Source organism: Palaeococcus pacificus DY20341, assembly GCF_000725425.1.
GTDB classification, from domain to species: Archaea; Methanobacteriota_B; Thermococci; order Thermococcales; family Thermococcaceae; genus Palaeococcus; species Palaeococcus pacificus.
Genome location: NZ_CP006019.1, coordinates 874,782 through 899,668 on the forward strand (window position 1 = coordinate 874,782; position 24,887 = coordinate 899,668).

20 protein-coding genes are annotated in these 24,887 nt (G+C 41.9%); 12 read left to right on the plus strand and 8 right to left on the minus strand.

Annotated elements, in window-relative coordinates; genetic code table 11:
- Positions 1-20: 20 nt before the first annotated feature.
- Positions 21-1,046, minus strand: a complete 1,026-nt coding sequence (gene trmBL1 / locus PAP_RS04935) for an HTH-type sugar sensing transcriptional regulator TrmBL1 (protein ID WP_048164968.1) — start codon at positions 1,044-1,046, stop codon at positions 21-23.
- An 82-nt stretch (positions 1,047-1,128) separates the two neighbouring features.
- Here trmBL1 and PAP_RS04940 point away from each other — a divergent pair, with 82 nt between their 5' ends.
- From PAP_RS04940 to glmM, 8 genes are all read left to right on the plus strand, one after another.
- Positions 1,129-3,126, plus strand: coding sequence for a glycoside hydrolase family 13 protein (locus PAP_RS04940; RefSeq protein WP_048164969.1), 1,998 nt, complete (start codon positions 1,129-1,131; stop codon positions 3,124-3,126).
- Positions 3,127-3,244: 118 nt separating this feature from the next.
- Positions 3,245-4,552, plus strand: coding sequence for an extracellular solute-binding protein (locus PAP_RS04945; RefSeq protein ID WP_048164970.1), 1,308 nt, complete (start codon positions 3,245-3,247; stop codon positions 4,550-4,552).
- Between the two features lie 45 nt (positions 4,553-4,597).
- Positions 4,598-5,500, plus strand: coding sequence for a carbohydrate ABC transporter permease (locus tag PAP_RS04950; protein ID WP_048164971.1), 903 nt, complete (start codon positions 4,598-4,600; stop codon positions 5,498-5,500).
- Positions 5,497-6,843: an ABC transporter permease subunit gene (locus PAP_RS04955; protein ID WP_048164972.1), complete on the plus strand. Its 1,347-nt coding sequence runs from the start codon at positions 5,497-5,499 to the stop codon at positions 6,841-6,843. The genes PAP_RS04950 and PAP_RS04955 overlap by 4 nt, the downstream gene beginning before the upstream one ends.
- Positions 6,844-6,853: 10 nt before the next feature.
- The gene (locus tag PAP_RS04960) at positions 6,854-10,867 is read left to right on the plus strand and encodes a glucodextranase DOMON-like domain-containing protein (protein WP_048164973.1); all 4,014 of its coding nucleotides are present in this window, start codon (positions 6,854-6,856) and stop codon (positions 10,865-10,867) included.
- 33 nt (positions 10,868-10,900) lie between these two features.
- Entirely contained in the window at positions 10,901-12,028 is a 1,128-nt protein-coding gene (locus tag PAP_RS04965; protein ID WP_048164974.1) for an ABC transporter ATP-binding protein, read from the plus strand.
- A gap of 42 nt (positions 12,029-12,070) precedes the next feature.
- A complete protein-coding gene (locus PAP_RS04970) occupies positions 12,071-12,469 on the plus strand; it encodes a UPF0146 family protein (RefSeq protein WP_048164975.1) in 399 nt (132 codons plus the stop codon).
- Between the two features lie 57 nt (positions 12,470-12,526).
- Positions 12,527-13,882, plus strand: coding sequence for a phosphoglucosamine mutase (glmM, locus tag PAP_RS04975; protein ID WP_048164976.1), 1,356 nt, complete (start codon positions 12,527-12,529; stop codon positions 13,880-13,882).
- Between the two features lie 10 nt (positions 13,883-13,892).
- Here glmM and PAP_RS04980 read toward each other — a convergent pair whose 3' ends face one another.
- Positions 13,893-14,705: an MBL fold metallo-hydrolase gene (locus PAP_RS04980; RefSeq protein ID WP_048164977.1), complete on the minus strand. Its 813-nt coding sequence runs from the start codon at positions 14,703-14,705 to the stop codon at positions 13,893-13,895.
- A gap of 331 nt (positions 14,706-15,036) precedes the next feature.
- On the opposite strand from PAP_RS04980, the gene PAP_RS04985 reads away from it, so the two are divergent.
- Positions 15,037-16,920, plus strand: coding sequence for an OPT family oligopeptide transporter (locus PAP_RS04985; RefSeq protein WP_048164978.1), 1,884 nt, complete (start codon positions 15,037-15,039; stop codon positions 16,918-16,920).
- 77 nt (positions 16,921-16,997) lie between these two features.
- Entirely contained in the window at positions 16,998-18,248 is a 1,251-nt protein-coding gene (locus tag PAP_RS04990) for a M20 family metallo-hydrolase (RefSeq protein ID WP_048164979.1), read from the plus strand.
- Position 18,249: 1 nt separating this feature from the next.
- Here PAP_RS04990 and PAP_RS04995 read toward each other — a convergent pair whose 3' ends face one another.
- A complete protein-coding gene (locus tag PAP_RS04995; protein ID WP_144367993.1) occupies positions 18,250-18,477 on the minus strand; it encodes a hypothetical protein in 228 nt (75 codons plus the stop codon).
- Positions 18,478-18,602: 125 nt separating this feature from the next.
- On the opposite strand from PAP_RS04995, the gene PAP_RS05000 reads away from it, so the two are divergent.
- On the plus strand, positions 18,603-19,340 hold the full coding sequence (locus PAP_RS05000) for an RlmF-related methyltransferase (RefSeq protein WP_048164981.1): 738 nt from the start codon (positions 18,603-18,605) through the stop codon (positions 19,338-19,340).
- A gap of 119 nt (positions 19,341-19,459) precedes the next feature.
- Here the strand turns inward: PAP_RS05000 and PAP_RS05005 are convergent, their stop codons facing one another.
- Together PAP_RS05005 and PAP_RS05010 are read right to left on the minus strand one after the other, a co-directional pair.
- Positions 19,460-20,923, minus strand: a complete 1,464-nt coding sequence (locus PAP_RS05005) for a hypothetical protein (protein ID WP_048164982.1) — start codon at positions 20,921-20,923, stop codon at positions 19,460-19,462.
- Positions 20,924-20,932: 9 nt separating this feature from the next.
- A complete protein-coding gene (locus PAP_RS05010) occupies positions 20,933-22,129 on the minus strand; it encodes a class I SAM-dependent rRNA methyltransferase (RefSeq protein WP_048164983.1) in 1,197 nt (398 codons plus the stop codon).
- A gap of 85 nt (positions 22,130-22,214) precedes the next feature.
- On the opposite strand from PAP_RS05010, the gene PAP_RS05015 reads away from it, so the two are divergent.
- Positions 22,215-22,523 (plus strand): DUF5748 family protein, encoded by a 309-nt coding sequence (locus tag PAP_RS05015; protein ID WP_048164984.1) that lies wholly within the window; start codon positions 22,215-22,217, stop codon positions 22,521-22,523.
- Positions 22,524-22,534: 11 nt separating this feature from the next.
- On the opposite strand, the gene PAP_RS05020 is transcribed toward PAP_RS05015, so the two are convergent.
- From PAP_RS05020 to PAP_RS10220, 3 genes are read right to left on the minus strand one after another with little or no spacing between them, the layout of a single operon-like run.
- Positions 22,535-23,683 carry a tripartite tricarboxylate transporter permease gene (locus PAP_RS05020; RefSeq protein ID WP_048164985.1) on the minus strand — a complete coding sequence of 383 codons (1,149 nt, stop codon included), beginning with the start codon at positions 23,681-23,683 and terminating at the stop codon, positions 22,535-22,537.
- Entirely contained in the window at positions 23,662-24,231 is a 570-nt protein-coding gene (locus PAP_RS10095) for a hypothetical protein (RefSeq protein ID WP_144367994.1), read from the minus strand. The genes PAP_RS05020 and PAP_RS10095 overlap by 22 nt, the downstream gene beginning before the upstream one ends.
- Positions 24,173-24,859, minus strand: coding sequence for a hypothetical protein (locus PAP_RS10220; protein WP_144367995.1), 687 nt, complete (start codon positions 24,857-24,859; stop codon positions 24,173-24,175). The genes PAP_RS10095 and PAP_RS10220 overlap by 59 nt, the downstream gene beginning before the upstream one ends.
- Positions 24,860-24,887: the final 28 nt, after the last annotated feature.

Below are 24,887 nucleotides of genomic sequence, written 5' to 3' on the forward strand. Positions count from 1 at the left end.
ACCTCTGAAATTTAAAGAGACTACTCCAAAAGGATGAATCTTTCACCTTCAACATCTTCGAAGTAGCTTCCTAATCCTCCAATTTTCCATTCTTTACCGTTTTTATCCTTTAGTACTATACTGGCGGTTAAGGGAGTGTATTCATGGCTAACAACCTGTCCTTTTAGTGTAACTTCCTCTTTGGTCTCTACTAAGCGTCCGATGACCTCTATTTCCTTTGGAAGCGATGTCTGCTTTAAAACTGTTATTAGCGTTCTTATATTTGTAAGTGAAAGCGGCTTTTTGATTTTGTTGTAATTAATCGGCTTTACTACCGTGCTGTTATCGAGGTACATTGTGTAGAACCAGTGCATGTAGTTTTGAATTAACTTGGCAGATTTGCCCCAAAACGAGTAGAACTTTTCTCTCCTCTTATCTTTTGGCAGTGCTCCAAAGAATAAAGCGTACTCAATGTCTCCTATTATCCATGAGGCCATGAGCCAAGGGGCCCCTCCACTTTTTGCTAGTATTATATTATCTCTGTTGAGCCACTCTGGGACTTCATCAAAGTTGCTTATAATAACGAATATGATGTCTTTTCTCCGCCTTATTTCGTCTTTGAGCAGTTTAAGGAATTCAAAGGGAGTATTTATTAAAACTTCATGCTTTGCGCTTCTAATTATGTATTCTGCCCTTTCAAGAGTATTTTCAAAGCCATGAATAGTCCAAATCTCAGGTAAGTCCTCTCCATGAGCTGAGCGGTAAAGCTCCAAGAAAAGCTCCTTTAGAACCTTAATATTGTTTATTGTTTCTTCCTTTATCTTCTCAAGGACTAATTCTGGATTCACTGGCTTATACAGCCTTGGAGTTCCTTGCATTATATCTACGAAACCCTTTCTATGAAGAGAGCTCAGAACGTCGTAAACTCTGGTGTGAGGAATTCCACTTTCTTTTGTAATGTCTGTAGCTTTACTGGGTCCTATTTTGAGCAACGTGATGTATGCTAGGCTTTCATATTTAGTTAACCCGAACTTCTGCAGCTTTTCAATTATCTCTTCTTCGTTCATATCCCAACCTCCATCTTTTTAAACTTTCACTGGATAAAGTTTAATCATCAGTAGTGATATATAAGCACTTTGGGTGTTTGATATGTATAAAATTTTCGGCTTTAGAGATGATAAGTATCTTGGAAGAGTTGGAGAAGTGGAATTCAGCATTCCAAAAGAGGGGAGATATGCATATTTATTAGGGAACTTCAACGCTTTCAATGAGGGCAGTTTTAGAATGAGAGAAGATGGAGATAGGTGGAGAATTAGAGTTGAACTGCCGGAGGGCATCTGGTATTACCTGTTTTCAATAGAAGGAGAAATCTCTTTGGACTCCGAAAACCATGTAACGGCTTTGTACAAGCGGAGAGCGTATGATTTTGAGAAGAAAGTTAGCGTTGCAGAGGTTCTAAGCTTTGATCTGAATGACTGGGAGAAAGCTCTTTACCATCATCCGTCTCTAGTTTACGCATATCCCTTTGAGGATTGGATTTTTATAAGGCTTAGGACATTGAGGGATAGTGTAGATGCTGTTAACCTCCTTCTTGAGGATGATAGAACTCACATGAAAAGGAAAGCCCATGATGATGTATTTGATTACTATGAAGCTACTCTTCCCTACTCGGAAGAGCTCTCTTATAGTTTTGAAGTAGTTAAAAACGGAGAGAAGGTTTACTACGGCGACTTTGATGTGGATTTTAGGGAGCTTGAGAAGCTCTATGAACTTCCTAAATGGGTGCTTACAAGGGTCTTTTATCAAATAATGCCTGACCGCTTTGCTAATGGAAATCCAAACAACGATCCAAATGATAGAGACATCATTGGTAACAAATGGGCTTCACACTTCGGTGGTGATTTGGAGGGGATAACCCAAAAATTAGACTATCTAAAATCTTTAGGAGTAAACGCCCTCTATTTGACTCCAATTTTTGAGTCGAGAACGTATCACAGTTATGATGTCGAGGACTACTTTCATGTTGCTAAAAAATTCGGGGGAGATAGCGCTCTAAAACAGCTCGTTGAAAAAGCTGGAGAACTTGACATAAGGCTTATTTTAGACGGTGTTTTTCACCATACCAGCTTTTTCCACCCGTACTTCCAAGATGTCTTGGAGAACGGTGAAAACTCTAAGTACAAGGATTTTTACAGGATTTTAGGATTCCCTGTTGTTTCAGAGGAGTTTTTGAAGGTATTACATTCGAATATGTCTTGGATAGAAAAATCAAAAGCTTTAAAGAGGATACCTAAAAACTACGAGACCTTCTTTGGTGTATGGCTCATGCCTAGGTTAAATCACGACAGCGGGAAAGTTAGAGAGCTAATTGTTAATGTTGGTAAGTATTGGGTGGAGCGTTTTGGAATAAGCGGGTGGCGGTTAGATGTTGCCAGCGGCGTCCCTATTGATGTCTGGGAGACATTTAAAGACAGCCTGCCGAATGAGGTTTATTTAATCGGTGAAATCATGGATGATGCCCGTTTGTGGCTCTTTAATAAGTTCCACGGTGTTATGAACTACTTGCTTTATGACGCCCTCCTAAGATTTTTTGTTTATCAGGAAATCAGTGCCCAAGAGTTCCTGAACTGGCTTGAGCTTCTAAGCGTGTATTATGGAAAAGCAGAGTATGCCATGTACAACTTTTTAGACAACCACGATATGAGCAGGTTTTTGGGCTTAGTGAAAAACAAGCAAAAGTACAAGTGTGCATTGGCTTTTATCTTCACATATAAGGGCATTCCTTCCATATTCTACGGGGATGAAGTGGGTCTTAAGGGGGTTAGGGAGCACTGGATCGAGACCCAGAGAGAGGAGATGCCGTGGGATGAGAAACGTTGGGACAAAGAGCTCTTAGAGCTTACTAGAGAGCTTATAAAATTGAGGCAAAAAAGTCAAGCTTTACAGGTTGGGCACTTTATACCCATAATTTTTGAAGATGGGCTTTTAGTGTATAAGCGCACATTTAGGGATGAAAATATCTTCGTTGCAATAAACTACTCTCAAAAAAGAGCTAGGTTGGAGCAGTTAAAGGAATATGAGGTTTTACTTGGGCAATTTGATGGTAAATACTTAGAACCATTTTCCTTTTTTATTGCTTCTCTGTGATCCGCCATGCATTTTTCTGTATGCTCTTTCTTTTTTGAACACCTCTGCACAAAATCGTAAGGTATATATATCACTGTTGATGATACTTAGGGATGACTACATCATAAGGTGAATGAACATGAAGAAAGGTATGTTGGGGCTGTTTTTAATTGGAATAATGGCCTTTGCCGTTGTGGCGAGCGGCTGTATAGGTGGTGGGGAAACTACAACCAGCACAACCGAAACTACTACTTCGACCACTTCAACGCCAACTACAACAACTACAACTAGCACACCAAGTGAAACTACCACCACTACCACCCAAGAAAAAACCACAATAGTTCTCTGGCATGCTATTGGGCCTGAAGAACTAAAAGCTTTTGAAGATTTAATTGCTGAGTTTGAGATTGAGCACCCAGATATTGATGTGCAATTGGAGCAAAAGGCCGACCTTGAGACTTCTCTTAAAGCTGCAATTCCTGCAGGACAAGGCCCAGACTTATTCATTTGGGCCCACGATTGGATTGGAAAATTTGCCGAGGCTGGATTATTAGAACCAATTGATGAGTATGTGACACCTGAGGTTCTTAACAAGCTCAGCCCAATGGGGCAAGATGCAATTGAGTATGGTGGCCACTATTATGCAATGCCATTTGCCGCTGAAACTGTTGCTTTAATTTACAATAAAGATTTGGTTTCAGAACCACCAAAGACTTTTGATGAGATGAAGGCAATTATGGAGAAGTATTACAACCCAGATCAAGACACATATGGACTTGCGAGCCCAATTGATCCATACTTCCTTTCAGGATGGGTTCACGCTTTTGGAGGCTACTACTTTGATGATGATACTAAGCAACCAGGCTTAGACAAGCCCGAGACACTTCAAGGCTTCAAGTTCTTCTTTGATAACATCTACCCATATATGGCCCAAACCCAAGACTACAACGCTCAAGTGAGCTTATTCCACGATGGAAAGGCGCCACTCATGATTAACGGTCCATGGAGCATTCCTGATGTTAAGAAGGCGGGCATCAACTTTGGAGTTGTTCCACTACCAGCGATTGATGACCAACACCGCCCACACCCATATGGTGGTGTTAAACTCATCTATGTCGCAAAGACCGTTAAGAACAAAGATGCCGTCTGGACGTTCTTAGAGTGGTTTACCACAAACCCAGAAGTCATTAAGACTTTAGCTTTAGAAAACGGTTACATCCCAGTTCTTACTGAGGTTCTCAACGACCCAGAAATCCAAAATGATCCCCTATTATATGGCTTTGGTCAAGCTGTTCAATATGCTATTCCAATGCCAAAGAGTCCAGAGATGGGTGCTGTTTGGGGCCCAGTTGCCACAGCAATTACTAATGTTATAGGTGGAAAACAAACATTAGAAGAGGCACTCCAAGCCTCCCAAGAGGAAATATTGGCTAACATACAAGGATGATTTCTTTTTTCTTCTCTATGTTTTTTGGCTTGAGGAGGTGAGAACATGGACAAAAAAATTACTGCGGCTCTTGGTTTAATACTCCCGGGAATGGCGGCATTCTTGTTTTTCAACATTTACCCAATACTCTATTCGATTTTCATAGCATTCACGAACGCTAAGCTTGGAAACTTCCCTATTCAAGCTCCGGGAGCTGAACCGCTTAGGTTTGTCGGGTTGGAAAACTTTAAGTGGGCTTTGAGTGACTCAAAGTTTAGAACTGCCTTTATGTGGACGTGGGTATTTGTAGCTACAAGTGTGACTCTAAAAGTTGTTGTGGGGGTTTTTCTGAGTGTTTTGTACAATAACAAATATGTTAAGGGAAAAGCTCTTTATAGAGCTCTCCTGATAATTCCTTGGGCGCTGCCTTTGCTCTTCTCTGTTATGGTATGGCGTTTTATGTTTGATCCTGTTGTAGGGCCTATCAATATTCTTCTCAAGAGCATGGGAATTGTCAATCCTCCAAATTGGATGACAAATATTACATGGGGATTTGTCTCTCTTAACATAATAGAGGTTTGGCTCGCATATCCATTCATGATGACAGTAATTACCTCTGCTTTGCAATCTGTTCCGGACACCCTAGTAGAGGCTGCTATTGTGGATGGTGCAAGCTACTGGCAGAGACTTACAAAGGTAATTATCCCAATAGTTAGCAAGCCAATAGCTTTCACAACGATACTAACCTCTGCAGCGAGTTTTCAGTATTTCCTAGTGCCCTTTATATACAACAGCAACCTCTTTGAGGATAGATTCTTGTTGCTCTATGGATATAGAAAAGCCTTCGGTTCATCTGTGCCCCAATATGGAAAAGCAGCAGCGATTCTTTTAATAGCCACGATAGTGCTTGCCGTGTACATGTTTGTCAATATGAGAATCACCAAACTACAGGAGGGTGCTAGAGGATGAAGATTAGCTTTGAGCTGCCCAAAAGAAAGGATGAGCTTTTGAAGAGTGTATTGATGACACTCTTTGCACTTGCAGTAATGGCTATCATTCTCTTTCCCGTGTATTACATGTTTACGGTCTCAATAAAGCCCTCAGGTGCACTTGCCACTAGCCAAATTGAACTCATACCCAAAGAGATTACGTGGGAGAACTACAAGGAAATCTTGATTGGGCATAGTGAGGTGACGCTAAAGACAAAGGAGTTCTCATTGGAGAGCAAAAGCGCTGTTATAAAAGATGCACTGAACAGATACGAGGTTATTATTGAGGGCGGCACGATAACCGGAAAGCCCACACTGTCTGCGAGGTTTAATTTAATCAATGTCAAAATACTTGAGAAAAAAGGTGGAGAAGAGACAACTGAAAGCGGAGAAACTAGAATTGTAAATGGAGAATATGCCAAACTAGAAGCAGATGAGATTGCAGCTTCAACAGCTGTTAAAAACCTGCAGGTGAAGGCCCAAAAAATTGTAATCAAAGTGAGCAACATTCAAGATGCTCCTGTGGACTTATCAATGTTTGAAAAGACTGGAGAGGACACTTATGAAGCTAAGAACATTGAAATAACTCTAAAAGATGGAGGCAAAATAAGTGCTAAAGATGGAACAATTGAAATACACAACTTCGCTTACATTATACTGAAGAAGATTGGAGGACAAGCGCTAGATTACATGAAAAGGAGCTTAATATTAGCGACTTTAACAGTGATACTTACTCTGTTGTTCGTTATTCCCGCAGCATATGCTTTCTCAAGACTCCAGTTCTTTGGAAGAGAGCACGTGCTTTATTTCTACCTGATGTTCACTCAAGTTGCTGGTGGTCTCGGAATAGCGGGATTGGTAGCATTGTATGGTATGCTCGTTAAGCTGCACCTAACAAACAATCTCTACATACTGCCGTTCATATATGCTGCGGGAGGAGTTCCCTTCAATACTTGGCTCTTAAAGTCATATCTGGATTCAATATCTCCGGATTTTGATGAAGCTGCACTAGTTGATGGAGCAAGCTATCTCCAGATAATAAGACATGTGCTTATTCCAATGGCTTTGCCAGGATTAGCAACCGTTGCAATATTTGCCTTCATTGGAGGATGGACGGAGCTTATATTGGCCAATCTACTACTCAATCAAGAGAATCATCCCCTTACGGTGTGGATTTACACCATGCTCAGCAACTTAAGAGCGGTTTCATGGAACCAATTTGCTGCTGCGGCGCTAATATTTGCACTCCCTGTGTTTATAATGTTCCTGCTCGCCCAAAATTATGTTAGAAGCGGCTTAACAATGGGTGGTTTAAAGGAATGAGGTGGTGAAAATGAAGAAGCTGCTTTCCCTGCTTGCAATTTTTTTAGTCTTTGTAAGTGTTTTTGCAGTTGTCCCAGTGAAAGCTGAGGAGCCAAAACCATTAAACGTGGTTATAGTATGGCACCAACACCAGCCCTATTACTATGACCCAATTCAAGATGTTTACATAAGACCTTGGGTTAGGCTCCATGCGGCGAATAACTACTGGAAGATGGCCAATTATTTGAGCCAATATCCTGAGGTTCACGCTACGATAGACCTTTCGGGCTCTCTAATAGCGCAGCTTGCAGATTACATGAATGGAAAGAAAGACATGTATCAAATCGTTACGGAGAAGATAGCCAATGGTGAGGAGCTGACGCTTGATGAAAAATGGTTCATGCTCCAAGCTCCAGGAGGATTCTTCGACCATACAATACCTTGGAATGGGGAACCTGTCGCTGATAAAAATGGAAATCCGTATAGAGAGCAATGGAAGCGTTATACTGAGCTGAAAGATAAACGGGTAAATGCCTTCAAAAAGTATGGAGATTTACCCTTAGATGAGCAGAAGGAGAAGATAACCTCAGAGTTCAGCGAACAGGATTATATAGACATTGCGGTTCTCTTCAACTTAGCGTGGATAGACTACAACTACATCATGGAGCATGATGACCTAAAGGTACTCTATGAGAAGAGAAACCAAGGCGGCTACACTAGGGATGACGTTAAAACAGTTCTCGATCACCAAATGTGGCTCTTAAATCATACTTTTGAGGAGCATGAGAAAATCAACTACCTTTTGGGCAATGGAAACGTTGAAATAACTGTTGTGCCGTATGCTCATCCAATAGGCCCAATTTTGAATGACTTTGGGTGGGAAAGTGACTTTGATGCTCACGTTAAGAAAGCTCATGAACTTTACAAGGAATATTTAGGAGGCGGTAAAGTTACTCCAAAAGGAGGATGGGCGGCAGAAAGTGCTCTTAACGATAAAACGCTTGAAATTTTGGCAAACAACGACTGGCAATGGGTAATGACTGATCAGATGGTTCTCGATAGGATGGGTATTCCAAACACCATAGAAAACTACTACAGGCCTTGGGTGGCTGAATTCAACGGTAAGAAGATTTATCTCTTCCCAAGAAATCACGACCTGAGCGATAGAGTAGGGTTCACATATGGTGGAATGAACCAAAAGCAGGCAGTTGAGGACTTTGCTAATGAACTGTTGAGGATTCAAAAAGAGAACATCGATGGAAGCTTGGTCTATGTTGTAACTCTTGATGGAGAAAATCCATGGGAGCACTACCCATTTGACGGTAAACTCTTCCTTGAGGAACTTTACAAAAAGCTGAGCGAGCTTCAACAAAAGGGATTAATTAGAACGCTGACTCCAAGTGAGTACATAGAGCTCTATGGTGATAAGGCCAATAAGCTTACTCCTCAGCAATTTGAGCGCTTAGACTTGAGCAAGGAAGAAAATGTTCAAAAGCTCTTAAGTGCAGAGAGCTTGGGCGAGCTTTACAAGATGGTTGGCATTAAAGAAGAGCAACAGTGGACCGAATCTAGCTGGGTCGATGGTACTTTAAGTACTTGGATAGGTGAGCCCCAGGAGAACGTCGGCTGGTACTGGCTCTACTTAGGAAGAAAAGCCCTTTTCGATAACAAAGATAAGATGAGTGCTGAAGAGTGGAGTAGGGCTTATGAGTATTTGCTTAGGGCCGAGGCAAGCGATTGGTTCTGGTGGTACGGTAGTGATCAGTTCAGCGGTGAGGACCAAGCTTTCGACCGCTATTTAAAGCTCTACCTCTATGAAATGTACAAATTTGCAGGTATGGAGCCTCCAAGCTACCTCTATGGCAACTACTTCCCTGATGGAGAACCATATAAGGTTAGAGAGCTAGCTGGAATCAGTGAAGGAGAGAAAAAGGGTTGGACAAGCTTGTCCTCCTTGGCAGAGGGTGTTGAAGCATATTTTGATAGCGATGGAATGCACTTCATCGTTAAGGGTATTGATGCTTTTGAGATAAGCCTCTGGGAACCAGGTAAAGTTGTAGGAAATACTTTCACTCTGCTCCAAGAGAAGCCAAAGGAGTTTAGATACGACTTATTCCCCTACAACAAGGACAGCATTGGCCTATTAATTACAAAGCATGTAGTATACAAAGATGGAAAAGCAGAGATTTATGGAGCCAAGGACTATGAGAACAGCGAAAAACTAGGAGATGCAGAAGTTAAACAGATTGAAGGAGGAGTTGAGATAGTAGTGCCATTCGACTACATAGAGACTCCTCAGGACTTCTACTTTGCGGTTTCAACAGTTAAAAATGGCGAGCTTGAAGTCATAACCACACCAATAGAGCTTAGACTCCCAATGGAAGTCAAAGGTGTTCCTATTATAGACATGGAAGACATTGAAGGGGATGACTATGGTCCTGGAACTTATGTTTATGCAACGAATAAAGTCTTTGTACCAGGACATTTAGATTTGCTTAGATTCAGAATGCTTGAACAAACGGATGCTTATGTTATGGAGTTCTACTTCAAGGATTTGGGAGACAACCCATGGAATGGGCCAAACGGCTTCAGCCTTCAAATAATTGAGGTTTACTTTGACTTCAAAGAGGGTGGAAATTCAAGTGCTATAAAGATGTTCCCAGACGGACCAGGAAGCAATGTTAAGCTTGACGATGAGCATCCATGGGATATAGCCTTTAGGATAGCTGGCTGGGACTATGGAAACTTAATTGTGTTACCCGATGGGGAGTCAAAGCAAGGAGAGCTCCAAATTTCTGCAGACCCCACAAAGAATGCCATAATAGTGAAAGTTCCAAAAGAGTACTTAGAGATAAATGAGGACTACGGCCTCTACGGCGCTATATTAGTTGGCTCTCAAGATGGCTATGGACCGGATAAATGGAGACCTATAGGTGTTGACGCCGAGGAATGGAAGGGCGGCGGTGCAGACGTTCAAGCTGTCATTGAAGGTGTAGCTCCAAGAGTCTACGATATCTTAGTGCCCAAAGGTGTTAAGCCAACACAAGAGGAGATGTTAAAGAGCTACGACGCCCAAAGCAAAACCTTGGCCACAGTTAAGATGCTCCCACTCCTAAAACAAGGAATTGCGCTAAACGACCCAGAGGGAGATGACTATGGTCCTGGAACTTATGTTTATGCAACGAATAAAGTGTTTGTTCCAGGCCACTTAGACTTACTCAAGTTCAAAATGAGTGAAAGCAATGACAAATGGGTTTTGGAGTTCTACTTTAAAGATTTGGGGGACAATCCATGGAACGGACCAAATGGCTTCAGTTTGCAGATAATTGAAGCTTACTTTGACTTCAAGGAGGGCGGAAATTCAAGTGCTATAAAGATGTTCCCGGACGGACCAGGAAGCAATGTGGATCTTGATCCTAACCATCCGTGGGACTTAGCTTTGAGGATAGCCGGCTGGGACTATGGAAACATAATCTTAGTGCCAGGTGAGGAAGCAATTCAAGGAGAGCTCAAAATAAGCGCGGACCCAATAAAGAACGCTATAATTGTTGAGGTTCCAAAGGAGTACTTAGAGATAAGTGAGGACTACGGTCTTTACGCAGCTATATTAGTTGGTTCACAAGATGGTTATGGCCCTGATAAGTGGAGGCCAGTAGCCGTTGATGCTGAGGAGTGGAAAGGTGGCGGTGCAGACGTTCAAGCTGTTATTGCAGGTGTCGCTCCAAGAGTTTATGATCTTTTGGTGCCTCAAGGGGTTACCCCAACGCAAGAAGAGATGCTAAAGAGCTATGATGCAGACAACGGAAAAAGAGCTGTAGTTTTCATGATTCCAATAATTGAGGGTGCTAAACCAACACAAACAACCACTGAAACACCTACCGAAACAACAACCACCTCAACCACAACTACAACCACCACAACAACTACGAGCACCACTAGTCCTACTTCGACTACAACAACATCACCCGCTGAGGAAGGAGGAATATGTGGGCCTGCGATAATAATAGCCTTAGCTTTAGTACCAGTGCTGCTCAGGAGGAAGTAGTTCCTCCTTTAAAATTTTTTAGGGGGGAGTACAATGGCAGAAGTTCGCTTGGAAGGAGTTTGGAAGATTTTCGGAGACTTTGCAGCTGTTAAAAACATGAATTTAGAAATCAAAGATGGAGAGTTCATTGTGTTTTTGGGGCCAAGTGGTTGTGGTAAAACCACAACTCTCAGAATGATATCAGGCTTGGAGGAACCCAGCAAAGGACAGATATATATCGGTGATAAACTCGTAGCAGACCCAGAAAAAGGTGTATTCATCCCGCCAAAAGACAGAGACATTGCAATGGTTTTTCAAAGCTATGCTCTCTACCCACACATGACGGTTTACGACAACATTGCATTCCCACTTAAACTCAGAAAAGTCCCCAAGCAGGAAATCGACCAAAGAGTTAGAGAAGTCGCAGAAATGCTAGGCTTAACAGAGCTCTTGCATAGAAAACCCAGAGAATTAAGCGGTGGCCAAAGACAAAGAGTTGCATTGGGAAGAGCAATAGTGAGAAAGCCTCAAGTCTTCCTCATGGACGAGCCTCTATCGAATTTGGATGCAAAGCTGAGAGTGAAAATGCGTGCGGAGTTAAAGAAGCTCCAGAAGCAGCTGGGAGTTACTACAATTTACGTTACTCACGATCAAGTAGAAGCAATGACAATGGGTGACAGAGTTGCAGTTATAAATGCGGGAGAACTGCAGCAGGTTGGCACCCCCGATGAAGTATATAACAGCCCAGCGAATACCTTCGTCGGAGGCTTTATTGGCTCACCACCAATGAACTTCATAGATGCGTCGATTACTGAGGATGATAAAGGTGTTTGGGTTGACTTCGGAGAGTTTAAGCTAAAGCTCCTTGATGGTCAAGTCGAGGTGCTAAGAGAGCAGGGGTACATAGGGAAAGAAGTTATTTTTGGTATTAGGCCCGAAGACATTTATGATGCGTTCTTTGCTCAAGTGAAGATTCCAGGAGAAAACATGGTTAAGGCCTTCGTTGATATTGTAGAGAACCTTGGTAGTGAAAAAATAGTTCACTTAAGGGTCGGAGATATAATGTTTTTGGGATCTTTCCATGCAGAGTCAAAAGTTCGTGAAGGGACTGAAATTGATGTGGTATTTGATATGAATAAAATCCACATCTTTGATAAGGGCACTAAAAAAGTGGTCTTTTAGCCCTTCGAAAGTCTTTTAAATTTTTTTTCCATTTTCTCTCCGATGCTTATGGAGGCCTTTGCTGAATATCTAGCACAAAAAGCCAGAAATGGGAAACTCGCTGAAATTGGTGTTGGATTTAACTTTAAAGTGGCATTAAAGCTAAAAGAGCTCGGTTTAGATGTTTTTGTGGTGGACTGGAATAAAAATGCCGTCGAAAAAGCTCAAGAGCTTGGCATCAAAGCTTATGTAGATGACGTTTTTAAACCAAACTTAATGCTTTACGAAGGTGTTAAAATCGTGTACGCAGTGAGACCGACTCCGGAAATTGTAAGGCCGATTTTAGAGCTTGCGAGAAAACTTGGGGTTCCTGCATACATCCTTCCCTTTTCTCTCGACGAAATGCCTCGCGAACTAAAGCTTGAGAATTACAAGGGCTTGGCCATCTATAAGAAAGATTGACATTTTCATATCAAAAAGCTATATAAATGGATCCCCAAGATTAGCTTGGTGGTGACTGTGAAGCTCTTCGGAACAGCAGGTATTAGAGGTCCTATTGATTCAAAAGTTACTCCAGAGTTGGCGTTGAACGTTGGAAAGGCTTTAGGAACGTATATCCAAGAAGGCACTGTTGTAGTGGGAAGAGATGTAAGGACGTCAAGCGTAATGCTGGAGAACGCTATTGTAAGTGGACTCTTGAGTGTGGGAGTAGATGTCATACGGCTTGGCCTAGTTCCAACCCCTATGCTGGCTTGGGCAACGAACAGACTTGGAAACGCCGGTGTTATGATTACCGCATCTCACAATCCACCAGCAGACAATGGCATTAAAGTGTTCAACGACAGGGGCATAGAGTTCTTCTTAGAGGAGGAAGAGAAGCTCGAAGAAATAATATTCTCTCAGAGCTACAAAAAGGCCAAATGGGACGAAATCGGCTATGTTGTGGATAGGGATTTAAAGAACGACTACATCAACGCTATTTTAGACTATGTTAATCATGAGACAGAGCTCAAAGTTCTTTTGGACATGGGGAATGGCGCTGGAAGTTTAATAACGCCTTATCTCTTACGAAAAATGGGTGCTAAAGTTATAACGCTAAACGCCCAGCCAGACGGGCACTTCCCGGGAAGAAAATCGGAGCCAAGGTATGAGAACATAGCATACTTGAGCAACCTCGTTAGAGAACTTGGAATGGACTTAGCAATAGCCCAAGATGGAGATGCAGATAGAATAGCAGTTTTCGATGAAAAGGGCAACTATATCGAAGAGGACACATTAATAGCTCTCTTTGCAAAGCTTTACGTTGAAGAAAACGGCGGTGGGAATGTAGTAACTTCAATAAACACGAGCTTTAGGATAGACAAAGTCGTGGAGGAAGCAGGTGGAAAGGTTTATCGTGTTCCTTTAGGACAGCTTCATGATGGAATTAAAAAATACGGCGCTGTTTTTGCAAGCGAGCCGTGGAAGTTCATTCACCCGAAGTTTGGCCTCTGGATAGACAGCTTTGTGACAATTGGCCTCCTAGCGAAAATAATTGATAAGGAAGGCAAGCCTCTCTCAGAAATCATTAAGGACATCCCAAAGTACTACCTAATTAAAAAGAATGTTAAATGTCCTGACGAAGTTAAATCCAAGGTAATGGAGAGGGTTAAAGAGAAGCTTCAAGAGAAGCTTGCTGATGAAGTTGAGGAAGTTTTAACAATGTCAGGAATAAGGTTAAACCTTAAGGACGGCTCTTGGGTTTTAGTGAGGCCGAGTGGAACTGAGCCGAAGATTAGAGTCGTCGTTGAGGGAACAACAGAAAAAAGAAGAAAGGAACTCTTTGATATGGCCCATACTTTGGTTGTTAAGACTGTTTCATCACTCTCTTCTTGATATTTTTGTTTTATACATTTCTAATTGGGCGGAGCGTTTTTAGCGTTATTTCGTTTTCAGTTATCCTGACCCTAAGACCTTCTTTTGCCACTATTGTCTTTACCCCTGTGACATTTTGTATAAACTGTGCTTCTTTGTAGGGATTTGCAAAGTGCATTTTCATTCCGACGTGGCTCATTATAAAAAGCTCCGGCTTCTCCTTCATGTCTTTCAGCATGTACACGACATCCTCCACAGTCAAGTGGTATGGGATTTTCATATCTTTTGGTCTTGTTACTGAGGCTATTATAACCCTTGAGCCTTCGTGGATTTCTTTTAGTTCTTTAAAATACTCTGTGTCTGGAATGTATGAGATATAACCCTCTTTTGTCTTTAACCGAAAGCCGATAGTTGTTGGATCGGAGTGAACTGAGGGAGTTATACTCATCTCATCTTCTCCGAGCTTTATTTTGTCACCTGGCTTTACAACATAGATTTCCTCAAGAGAATCAAGATGATATTTTGAGATGGCTGGAGTATGAGTTTCATCCCCTTCCACAACGCTTTTTGAGGCTATCAGAATTCCTCTCTTTTTTGTAACTCCAATAGTCATTCCTTCTACCATAACTTCCGTATCGTTGCAGTGATCAACGTGTCTGTGGGAAACGAAGATTGCGTCGAGTTTTCTTGGGTCTATCTTGTAGCGCCAAGACCTTACCAGTGCACCCGGGCCAGGGTCAACGTATATGTTCTTGCTGGATTTAAGGAAAAAACCGCCTGTAGAGCGCATTTGAGTTATTGTTATAAATCTACCGCCGCCGCTGCCTAGAAATACGATTTCCATCCTATACCCTCCCACTTCTTTTTGCAGATGTTTGTGTATTCGCGAAGTTGGTATATAAGATATTTGGAAAGCACTAGAATTACATGCCAAATCATTATAAGCAATGTTTATTAATCAAAAACTACAAAAATACCTATAAATTGTAACTAATGGTCATTAATGCACTTGTTTCTACGATAATGAACACTATGATGGTTTTATGTTAACATTTTGTCATTAATATCCATTTGTAGTTCAACAATTAGAGAGGTTTATAGTTGATATACAACCAAAAATGTTTTATATTAATGAAAATTTTTTTAGCAATGAAAAAACTTTGGGGGTAAATAAGATGGAGCTAAAACCATATATTCCTCCAGAAAAATCCTTGCCGGAGTATACAGCAAAAGCATTTATTTTAGGTATTGTATTGGCTATAATAATGGGTGCAGCAAACGCATATTTGGGCATGTACGCAGGTATGACGGTTAGCGCGAGTATTCCCGCAGCCGTTATATCGATGGCAATATTGATGGCATTTAAGGATAGGAACATCCTTGAGAACAACATGGTGCAGACAGCAGCTTCAGCAGGTGAATCTCTGGCAGCAGGTGTGATATTTACATTCCCTGCCTTGATAGTTCTAGGAGCATACACTGAGTTCCCATATTGGCTCATCACTATTATAGCAGCTTTGGGCGGTTCATTGGGTGCACTCTTCACCATCGTCTTGAGGAGAGCATTCATCGTTGAAGAGAGGCTGCCTTACCCAGAAGGTACCGCATGTGCGGATGTTCTAATTGCAGGAGATAGAGGTGGCTCACACGCAAAGCCAATCTTTTACGGTGGTATCTTCGGTGGTCTCTACAAGTTCTTGGGAAGCTCAGGTCTCTGGAGTGGAACAGTTGAGACCGCTAAGATGGTAGGTTCAAGGGTTCTATACCTTGGAAGCGACCTTTCAGCAGCATTGGTAAGCGTTGGTTACATAGTTGGCCTCAATATAGCTTTCCTCGTGTTCTTAGGTGGTGCAATAGCTTGGTTCATTGCAATCCCAATCTATGTTGCTAAGAGTGGAAACCCCGACGGTTTAAGCGCCTTAGACCTTGCTTGGGTCACATGGAGCACAAAGATAAGATACATGGGAGTAGGTGCAATGGTTGTCGGTGGTCTCTGGAGCTTAATTAAACTCAGGCAGCCAATTGAGAGAGGTATAAAGGCAGGTTTAGAGGCTACAAAGGTAAGACAAGGTGGAACAAGAGTCTTAAGAACGGAAGAAGACATGCCAATGAACATGGTCTTAATCTTAATTGCAGCGTTTATCATACCATTGTTCTTCCTCTACGCCCACGTGATAGGCTCAATTGGCATAGCTGCTGTAATGGCAATAATAATGCTCATAGTTGGATTCTTTGGAAGCGCAATCGCAGGATACTTAGCTGGTGTTGTAGGTTCATCAAACAACCCCGTTTCAGGTATAACAATCATGAGCTTACTCTTCACAGCTTTGGTACTTAAAGCTCTCGGATTAAGCGGAATCGAAGGAATGGTAACTACAATCTTAGTTGCGGCCGTTATATGTACTGCTGCAGCTATTGCAGGAGATACAATGCAAGATTTGGCCACAGGACACTTAGTTGGGGCAACTCCAAAGAGACAGCAAATCTTTGAGATTGTTGGTACTTTCTTTGCTGCTTTGGTTATGGCACCTGTCCTCAACTTGCTCATCAAGGCTTATGGTATCGCTGGAACCCCAACCGCCAAGGAAGGAGCATTGCCTGCTCCACAAGCTTTCTTAATGGCTAAAGTTACAGAGGGTGTCTTCAAAGGAACACTTGAGTGGAATATGGTTTACATAGGTGCCGCAATCGCCATAGTCTTGATCATAATTGACGAGATCTTAGCCAAGAAAGGTGCAAAGTTCAGGACACCAGTAATGCCAGTTGCTGTTGGAATTTACCTACCATTGAGCTTGGGCATTCCAATATTCATCGGTGGTCTCGTTAGGTGGTTAGTTGACAAGGCAAGAGGTGTTAAAGAGGAGAAAGCCACTGACCCAGGTGTCCTTGGAGCAGCTGGTTTGATAGCCGGTGAGGCTTTGATGGGTATAGTCTTCGCTGGCTTAATAGTTGCTAACAAAGCTCCATCCTTCGGCTTCAGCAGCAACATAATTGGAGTTGTGTTCCTAGCTGCCATCTTAGGATGGCTCTACATGACTGGAAAGAAAGTTGTTGAGTGATTTCTTTTCCTTCTTTTTGTTTTGTGTACCAAAAATAGTTTTAAATTTCTATGGCTAATTTGTAGGTGGTGGTAAAGATGACAATAGAGTTGATTTCTCAGGAAGTCGAGAAGCTTAGGGATGAAATGGTGAACACCTTAATGGAGCTAATTAAAATCCCAGCTATAAGCCCAGACAGCGGTGGTGAAGGGGAGTACGACAAGGCAATGAAACTCTTGGATATAATTAACGACTGGCCATTCGATAAAATTGAGCGCTACGATGCTCCTGATGAGAGAGCTAAGAATGGGATAAGGCCCAATATAATAGCTTACTATTATGGTGAAAAGGGTGAAGAGAGCCCGCGCCTGTGGATTCTAACGCATTTGGACATAGTTCCACCGGGAGACTTGAGCAAGTGGACTGTTACGAAGCCCTTTGAACCGGTCGTTAGGGATGGTAAAATCTACGGTAGAGGAAGCGAAGACAACACTCAAAGCCTAGTAGCTTCGCTCTATGCTGTTAGGGCCCTCATGAATTTGGGCATAAGGCCCAAGCGCACCATCATTTTGGCATTTGTTAGTGATGAAGAAACGGGAAGCAAATACGGTCTTGGATGGCTCATGAAGGAGCACCCAGAGCTCTTTAGGAAGGATGACCTTGTTTTGGTGCCTGATGGAGGAAATGAGGATGGAACTTTCATAGAGATAGCTGAGAAGAGCATACTCTGGATGAAGATTAGTGTTAAGGGCAAGCAAGTCCACGCAAGCATGCCCGATAAAGGTTTAAACGCCCATAGAGTTGCTCTTGACTACGCACTCCGCTTGGACAAGCTCCTCCACGAGAAGTACAATGCTAGGGATGAGGTCTTTGATCCGCCAGAAAGCACTTTTGAACCAACGATGGGAGGAAACCCAAGTGATGCTCCAAACATAGCTCCTGGAGAGCACGAGCTTGTATTTGATTGCAGAGTTCTCCCGCAGTACAAGCTCGATGATATACTGAACGATGCAAAAGAGCTTGCAAAGCAAGTGGAAGAGGAGCACAAGAAAGGAGAACTTCCAAAGATAGAAATTGAGGTTCTCCAAAGGATGGATGCTCCAGCACCGACGCCAAAGGACAGCGAGATAGTTAAGCTCCTCCAAGAGGCTATAAAGAAGCTCAGAGGCAAGGATGCGAAGGTAGGCGGTATTGGTGGAGGAACTTTTGCAGCATACTTCAGAAAGCTTGGCATTCCTGCAGTCGTTTGGGCGACTTTAGATGAACTGGCTCATCAGCCAAATGAATATGCAAAGATTGAGAACATCGTCGAGGATGCAAAAGTTATGGCAGCTCTGGCTCTTCTTTAATTTATATTTTTCTATGTGCCGTGCAAACAGTTATTGTTAATCCATAATCGAGCACCACTTTGTTGGAATACCTGCAGAAGTTGCATATCCACTCATCAATGGGGATTCCCCCGTAGTAGTTTTCAAACATCTCTAGTACTTCATAACTTAAATGTTCTATTCTTTTTTCACAGGGTAGTGTTATCCTGGCGACTTGTGTAGTTTTGTTTGTTACTTTCATTGTTTTCACTCTATTGGTAAGCTTATATCAATAAAATATAACTTTTTCTCTCCATATTTTGCATACTACCAGCAATAGTGTGCAAAATTTGAAGAATCCATAAGTATTTTAAAATCCCCTCCGTACCTTAATCCATGAGGCAAATTAAGGAGCTCGGTCTAAAAATCGAAAACGCTGTAAAAGTCATCCCAGAGCTTGAAAACTATGTTAAAAATGGAAAAATTGATTTTAGAGATAGGAAAGCTAGGTTACTCTACAACAAAGCTATCGCGAGGGCTGTTTTTAACATTGATATAGAGTATCACCCCAAAGCTTTGATTACTCCTCCAATCTCGCGCTACATATTCTTAAAGACGTTTCTAAGAGGTGGCGAGAGGGTTTTGGAGATAGGAACTGGACACTCTGCTCTAATGGCAATAATGGCAAGCAAGCTTTTCAACTGTGAAGTTTGGGCGACCGAAGTCAGCGAGGAGTTCTTTAGCTATGCAAAATCCAACATCGAAAGAAACAGAGCAAATGTGAGGCTCATAAAGAGTGGTGGCGAGATTATAAAAAGTCTCGTTCCAGAGGAAGAAAAGTTTGATGTTATTTTTTCAGCTCCGCCTTACTATGAGAAGCCCACCAAAGGTGTTCTAACGCCCGTTGAAGGAGTTGGTGGTGGCAAATACGGCGAAGCTTTTTCAATTCATCTCTTGGTCGAAGCCATTGATTATCTAAAGGAAGGAGGCAAGGTAGCACTCTTTCTCCCAGATAAAGAACCTCTGCTCAATGAAATTAAAACCAGAGCCTATGAACTTGGTTATTCTGTTAGAGACATCAAATTCAAGGTCGGCACAAGATGGAGGCACTCCTTAGTGGCTTTTCTCGAATAAAGTAAACTTTAATAATATGATTTCCTACTTTAAATTGCCGAGGGGTGAGATGAGGAGAAAGCACCTCCACTGATGCCGGCGCTAAATGAAGATACGCCCACGGGCCGATGCCCCTTGGCTTAAGCTTCCTTATAGACCAGGACTAACAGAAATGCCTCAAATACTAAGAATGCATATCCTAAACTGGGGCCCAAGAACGGGTATGTGATCTTTATTAGAGCTGCAGGGAAGTTTATTAAGACTGCAGCGAGTCCAAGTATTATAATGCTGTCGCTTATCGTCAAATAAGCGGGCATTAAAGTGTATTCCTCTTCTGCGTTTCTTGTGAGCCACCAGACCATAAATTTTGCCATCAAGAGATTGGATAAAAATCCAAAGGCAAGCAAGAATGGAAGCTCTTTTTTGGAGACAGCATTATGGCTAGCAGCGAAAAGTCCAATGAAGATGGAAGGAACGTACAAGATAGAGACAGTTAAAGCCTTTGAGTTTCTAAAGTTCTTCGCTTTTACAGGCAAAGAAAAGAGAAACCAGCCGTTTTTATGTTCTTCGATAAGAAGAACCTGGGCATTTAGCGACTCGATGAGCGCTGTGCTGCCAATTATAAGCGTCCAAGTAGCGAGATCGCTCTTTTGGAGGAATATTAAGGGAATGAGGAACACCAGAGGAAGCAGCGTGATGAAAATTACAGATGTCCTCCTAAAGCCCAGCTTCAAGTCTTTTATTACTAATGCAAGCAGGGAGCTCGTCTTAAATGCTCTATACATTCTTTTAGTTTTTGATATATACATTCCCTCTATTAAATGGCGCTCTATTAATGCATTCCCAAGCAGGAATATTGTGAAGGATATGAGCAAATACCCCGCAAGAGGCTCCCATTGCACTTTTCCATGGATAGCATAATAGATGTTCAAGCTCTGGACGACAGGGAAGAGGTAGGGCTGGATGTTTAGGGCTGTTATTTTTTTAAAAGTGCTTGGAAAGAGAATACCGTAGAATATGAAGAGCATCAAAGCTATTCCAACTAAGCTTAGACCAGCAATTCTGAGGATGTTCCAAAGAAAGCTTTTCTTCTGTACCCTGAACGAAAAGACGGCTAAAAGACTACCAATGCCATAGCCTAAGAGTATTGAGACGAGTGTCCAAAGGAGCGCTAAAGTTGGGACCTTCCATGAATAGTGAAAGGACTTGAGATAAAATGGAAGCATCATTATGAAGAGGGGAGAGGCGTAGTATTTGAGCCAAGTTTTGAATGGGAGAAACCTAGTCTTTATGGGAAGCGCTAAAAGAGGCTTTAAAGCCCCAACGCGGCCGAGAGCATGGAGGAACTCAACTGAAAGGAGCATTGCCATTAGAGTTATGAAAATTAGAAGAGATGCAATGAGTGATGAAAAAACAACATCTCCCCCTCCCAGCATTTTTTCTGCTCTTAGAAATACAATTGAAAAGAAGAGGAAGATAAGGGAAGCAAAAAGAATCTGAATTAGGGGAGTCCGCTCAATCAAGCGGTTGAATCGTTCTTTCTTATACTCATTTAAGCGGTGCTTGAACTCATGAAAGAGAATTTCCCTGACGAGGATGTCCACACTTTCACCTCACTTCATGTCCTCCACATAGAGGAAGAGGCACTTGAGGTATTCAGTGTCTTTGGATGCCATTAGTATTGGGTGGTCTGGCGCTTGGACGCGGTAGGGCTCTAGGAGCTTCAAGAACTTTCCTGCTTTGGCGCTGGCAGCGATTATCATGTCCTTGAAGAGCTGCATATCAACGTGCTGGGAGCATGAGCAAGTGACCAAAATACCTCCATCCTTCACGAGCTTGAGCCCTTGGTAGTTGACGTTGAAGTAAGCCCTAAGGCCTTTCTTTAAGTCCTTTTCGTGCTGGACAAAGGCGGGAGGATCCAAAATAACCACGTCAAATTTTTCACCCTCTTTTTGGAGGCGCTCCATCTCGCTGAAGGCAGATCCTATGATGAACTCCATTCTATCCTCAACACCGTTGAGCTTTGCATTTTCTTTTGCTTGAGCTATTGCTCTAGGCGATTTATCAACAGCCACAACTTTTTCGGCTCCAGCAACAGCTGCGTGTATGGCAAAGCCCCCTGTATAGGTAAATACATCGAGAACCTTCTCTCCGCCTTTAATATATTTCTCCAGGGCTATCCTGTTCTCCCTTTGGTCTAAGAAGAAGCCTGTCTTTTGGCCTCTCATATCCACAATGAACTTTGCTTTACCTTCTGTTATAATGGTTCTATACTTTTCTTTGCCCAAGAGGACGCGCTCTATCTCTGGTAAACCTTCTCTTCTCCTAGCTCTCCCTGTGTTCTTTTCAAAAACTGTTTCTATCTCGGGCTCGGCCTCCATTATTGCCTCGGCGACATCGAGCTTAAAGCGCTCCATTCCCACGCTTGAGATTTGGAGCGAAGCAATTTCATTGAACCTATCGACTATTAAGCCGGGTAAATAGTCCGCTTCACCATAAACCATCCTATATGCTTTTTCGTATCTTAAAATACGCTTTCTGTATTCGTTTGCTCTTTTAAGACGCTCTTTAAATAGCTCCTTGTTTACCTCTACATCTCTCTCCTTTGTTAGGAGACGCACCATTATGTTGGAGTTCGGATTGACAAAGCCCTTTCCAAGGAACTTACCTGCTCGTGAGTAAACCTCCACAACATCTCCTGGCTTTATCTCGCCTTCCGTTCTAATTACACCTTTCTTGAAAACTATCATAGCTCCTTTATCAATTGCTCTGTAAGCTTGGGCGTCAACGTAAACCTTTTTCTCACTCATAATCCTCACCTCAAAATCTCACCTTTACCTACCTCAAGCGATAGGTATTTAACTTTTGGGCCCTATATATCATATGGTGATTTCTATGCACTTTGAGGTAATAAAGGAGTTTTTGGAAGACATAGGCGCCGACTATCTTGAGGTAGAAGGAGAAGTCCACTTAGATCCGCAGGTTTTCTATAGAGTTTGGAAGTATATAGGTGAACCTGACTTAAAAACATACTTCACTGAAGATATGGTTGTAGAACCAGGATCATACGATCCGCCTTTAATGAAGTACAAATCTCTTAAGAATATTAGAATAAAGAAAATTTATTTTGAGACCCTAGATGGAAAGAGAATATTAACTAATTTTAGCGAATTCCGCAAGATTTTAGACAGCCACAAGGCCTGACTTTTCTTCTTTTATTTAATTAAAATTTTGAGCATTAAAACTCCCATGCAGTTTGTTCTCTTAACTCCCAGCACAACGGCGGTATAACCTATTAGTGATGCTGCTGAGAGAATGAACAGGCCCAGAATCCCATCAAAATAAAGGGATAGGATTGCTATAAAGGCCAACGTTCCGAGGCTCAGCTTTTTGTAGTCCACTTTCAACATCACACCTCCGAGAATTTTTGTTAAACCCAACCCATAAGCGACGACAACGAATGCTGTAGCTAAACTGGACAGTACTAACATTAAGAACTCATTTTGGTTTAGAATGGGATAGGCTTCCTTCACGAGGATTAAAATCCCGTTTCGTGCTCTTTCAGTCAAGTAAAAGTTTTCCATGGAAAAGAAAAAGTTTGCAGTGTTTACGGAGAATACTATCGTTAAAAAAGATCTTTCTTCCTTCGAAAAGAAGCTTCCAATCAGAGCAGCTTGGGATGAAGTGAATGCTGGCAGTAAAGATGCCAGTGCCCCTAAAAATGTTCCCAAAAGAGAAAATCCCAAAATGCTCCATTTGGACATCTCAATCCGCTCGTCCCCGATTTCGACTTTTTTAGATTTCATCCCCAGCAATATTGCAGGAACGCCAAAGAGCCCCACAAAAATGTGAAAGTAAGGCTCTTTTAAAGGCAATTCATCAATTAATATCCCCAGAGTTCCAGCAAAGAGAAAAATTAGGAGTGCATAGAGCTTTTTTATTCCCTTTTCAGTGAGAATTAGAAATATAGCTAAGATTAAAACGAAGAGCTTTCCAATCTCTGGCTTGTAGAGTGAGGCAATGGTGGAGTAAATAGGTATTAAAGGGATCGAAAAAAGCACTGCAAGCATGCTTGAAGTTAGAGCAATATTTATTACCTCTAAGCCCTTTCCTTGAAGAACTAGCTTGTGTGCAGGTAAAACTGATAAAGACGTATCCTCCTCAGGAACTCCCAAGAACGTAGAGGGAATCGCATCCAAAAATGTGTGAGTGAGCCCCATTACATAAACGAGAAGCACAAATTCAAAGCTGCCAAAACCTGTGTTGAGCTTGCTCAAAAGAGCTCCTAAAGTGTTAACGTGCAGAGCTGGTGTGACTCCACTCAATGTTCCCCCTAACAGCCCTAAGAAGAACTCTTTAAGCATACATCCTCCCTCTCGTCTATCTTAAGCGCGGGCATATCCCTGTATGTGGTGAACTCGCCAAAAGCCACAATGCTTTGGTTTTGTGATAGCGTCAAATTTAAGCTCTTTTTGAGTTTTAAGAGAATCCAGCAGTTGTTGTTAGTTATGTTTGCCAGTCCAAAGCCGTTTTTGTAAATTTTAATCCATGAAACGTTCCCTTCTATTTTTATAATGCCTTCCTTTTGGGGCTGACATATAGAATTCTCCAAAGCTTCCCGCTTTTTAACAACGATGCAGTTGAGGCAGTAGAGTGAGTTCTTCCTTCTCAAAGCTCTGAACTTTATAATATCTCCAGTCCGAGCCTTTGCATTGTAGAGCTTCAACTTCGTGCAGTTCAGCTTTAAATATGTGGAGCTTTTTAAAACTTGGCACATGCCCACTGCAATTTCCCCGATGCTTTCTCCTCCGAGAGGCTTTTCTGGAGCATCTCCTAATATCTCAACGTCCTCCTCACTTTGTACGTATATGGTGAGCGTTGAATAAAGTCTTGCTATTCCTAAAATTCTCATCTCTTTTCCCAAAGGCAGTGAAGTATTGTAAGGGAGGTAAACTCTTATCTCCTCCTTTCCGTTCCAAATGGTTGAGGGATTGCCTGAATATATGACTACTCCTCGGACGAAAAAAAGGATGATTATCCAATGGCTCATGGGGTTCTCCAAGGGATGTGAAGTTTACCACAAAAAATTTGCTGCCTGAGAATATTCCCTCTAGCCTCACTATGTATCCTTTTGGAACGTTTATACATCTATTTAGCCTTATCTTTTCTCCATCCTCAAATACATAACACTTGGAATTTTCTTTCCAATAAGAACCTTCGAGAATAGTTAAAGGGAAATTTGGAATGCTCACGCTTATATTCAATGGATATACCCAGTTTTGCTCTTCACTACTAAGTTTGCCCTTTATTGTGTAAATTTCGCCTTCACGCAAGCCTTTTTGAACTTTTATGGTTTCATTACCGTTAGATAATATACTAAAATCTCCTTTAGAATAAACGCAAATTCCCGTGAACTCTATTACATCCCCTTTAGATGCTTTTTCGATATTCTTGGGCTCTATAGCGTTTCCAATAACCCTGATGCTAACTAAAAATAGCAGTGAGAGAAATACTAAAATTACTTTTTGATATTTGACCATGATCAAAAGTAATAACTTTATGTTTAAA

Bases quoted from the DNA above. Each gene is read 5' to 3' on its own strand.
- PAP_RS04985 (WP_048164978.1), top strand. From the start codon at position 15,037: ATGGAGCTAAAACCATATATTCCTCCAGAAAAATCCTTGCCGGAGTAT.
- PAP_RS04955 (WP_048164972.1), top strand. From the start codon at position 5,497: ATGAAGATTAGCTTTGAGCTGCCCAAAAGAAAGGATGAGCTTTTGAAG.
- PAP_RS04960 (WP_048164973.1), top strand. From the start codon at position 6,854: ATGAAGAAGCTGCTTTCCCTGCTTGCAATTTTTTTAGTCTTTGTAAGT.
- PAP_RS05015 (WP_048164984.1), top strand. From the start codon at position 22,215: ATGCACTTTGAGGTAATAAAGGAGTTTTTGGAAGACATAGGCGCCGAC.
- PAP_RS04965 (WP_048164974.1), top strand. From the start codon at position 10,901: ATGGCAGAAGTTCGCTTGGAAGGAGTTTGGAAGATTTTCGGAGACTTT.
- PAP_RS04950 (WP_048164971.1), top strand. From the start codon at position 4,598: ATGGACAAAAAAATTACTGCGGCTCTTGGTTTAATACTCCCGGGAATG.
- PAP_RS10095 (WP_144367994.1), bottom strand. From the start codon at position 24,231: ATGAGAATTTTAGGAATAGCAAGACTTTATTCAACGCTCACCATATAC.
- PAP_RS04970 (WP_048164975.1), top strand. From the start codon at position 12,071: ATGCTTATGGAGGCCTTTGCTGAATATCTAGCACAAAAAGCCAGAAAT.
- PAP_RS05020 (WP_048164985.1), bottom strand. From the start codon at position 23,683: ATGCTTAAAGAGTTCTTCTTAGGGCTGTTAGGGGGAACATTGAGTGGA.
- PAP_RS05000 (WP_048164981.1), top strand. From the start codon at position 18,603: ATGAGGCAAATTAAGGAGCTCGGTCTAAAAATCGAAAACGCTGTAAAA.
- PAP_RS05010 (WP_048164983.1), bottom strand. From the start codon at position 22,129: ATGAGTGAGAAAAAGGTTTACGTTGACGCCCAAGCTTACAGAGCAATT.
- trmBL1 (WP_048164968.1), bottom strand. From the start codon at position 1,046: ATGAACGAAGAAGAGATAATTGAAAAGCTGCAGAAGTTCGGGTTAACT.
- PAP_RS04980 (WP_048164977.1), bottom strand. From the start codon at position 14,705: ATGGAAATCGTATTTCTAGGCAGCGGCGGCGGTAGATTTATAACAATA.
- PAP_RS04945 (WP_048164970.1), top strand. From the start codon at position 3,245: ATGAAGAAAGGTATGTTGGGGCTGTTTTTAATTGGAATAATGGCCTTT.
- PAP_RS10220 (WP_144367995.1), bottom strand. From the start codon at position 24,859: ATGGTCAAATATCAAAAAGTAATTTTAGTATTTCTCTCACTGCTATTT.
- PAP_RS04990 (WP_048164979.1), top strand. From the start codon at position 16,998: ATGACAATAGAGTTGATTTCTCAGGAAGTCGAGAAGCTTAGGGATGAA.
- PAP_RS04940 (WP_048164969.1), top strand. From the start codon at position 1,129: ATGTATAAAATTTTCGGCTTTAGAGATGATAAGTATCTTGGAAGAGTT.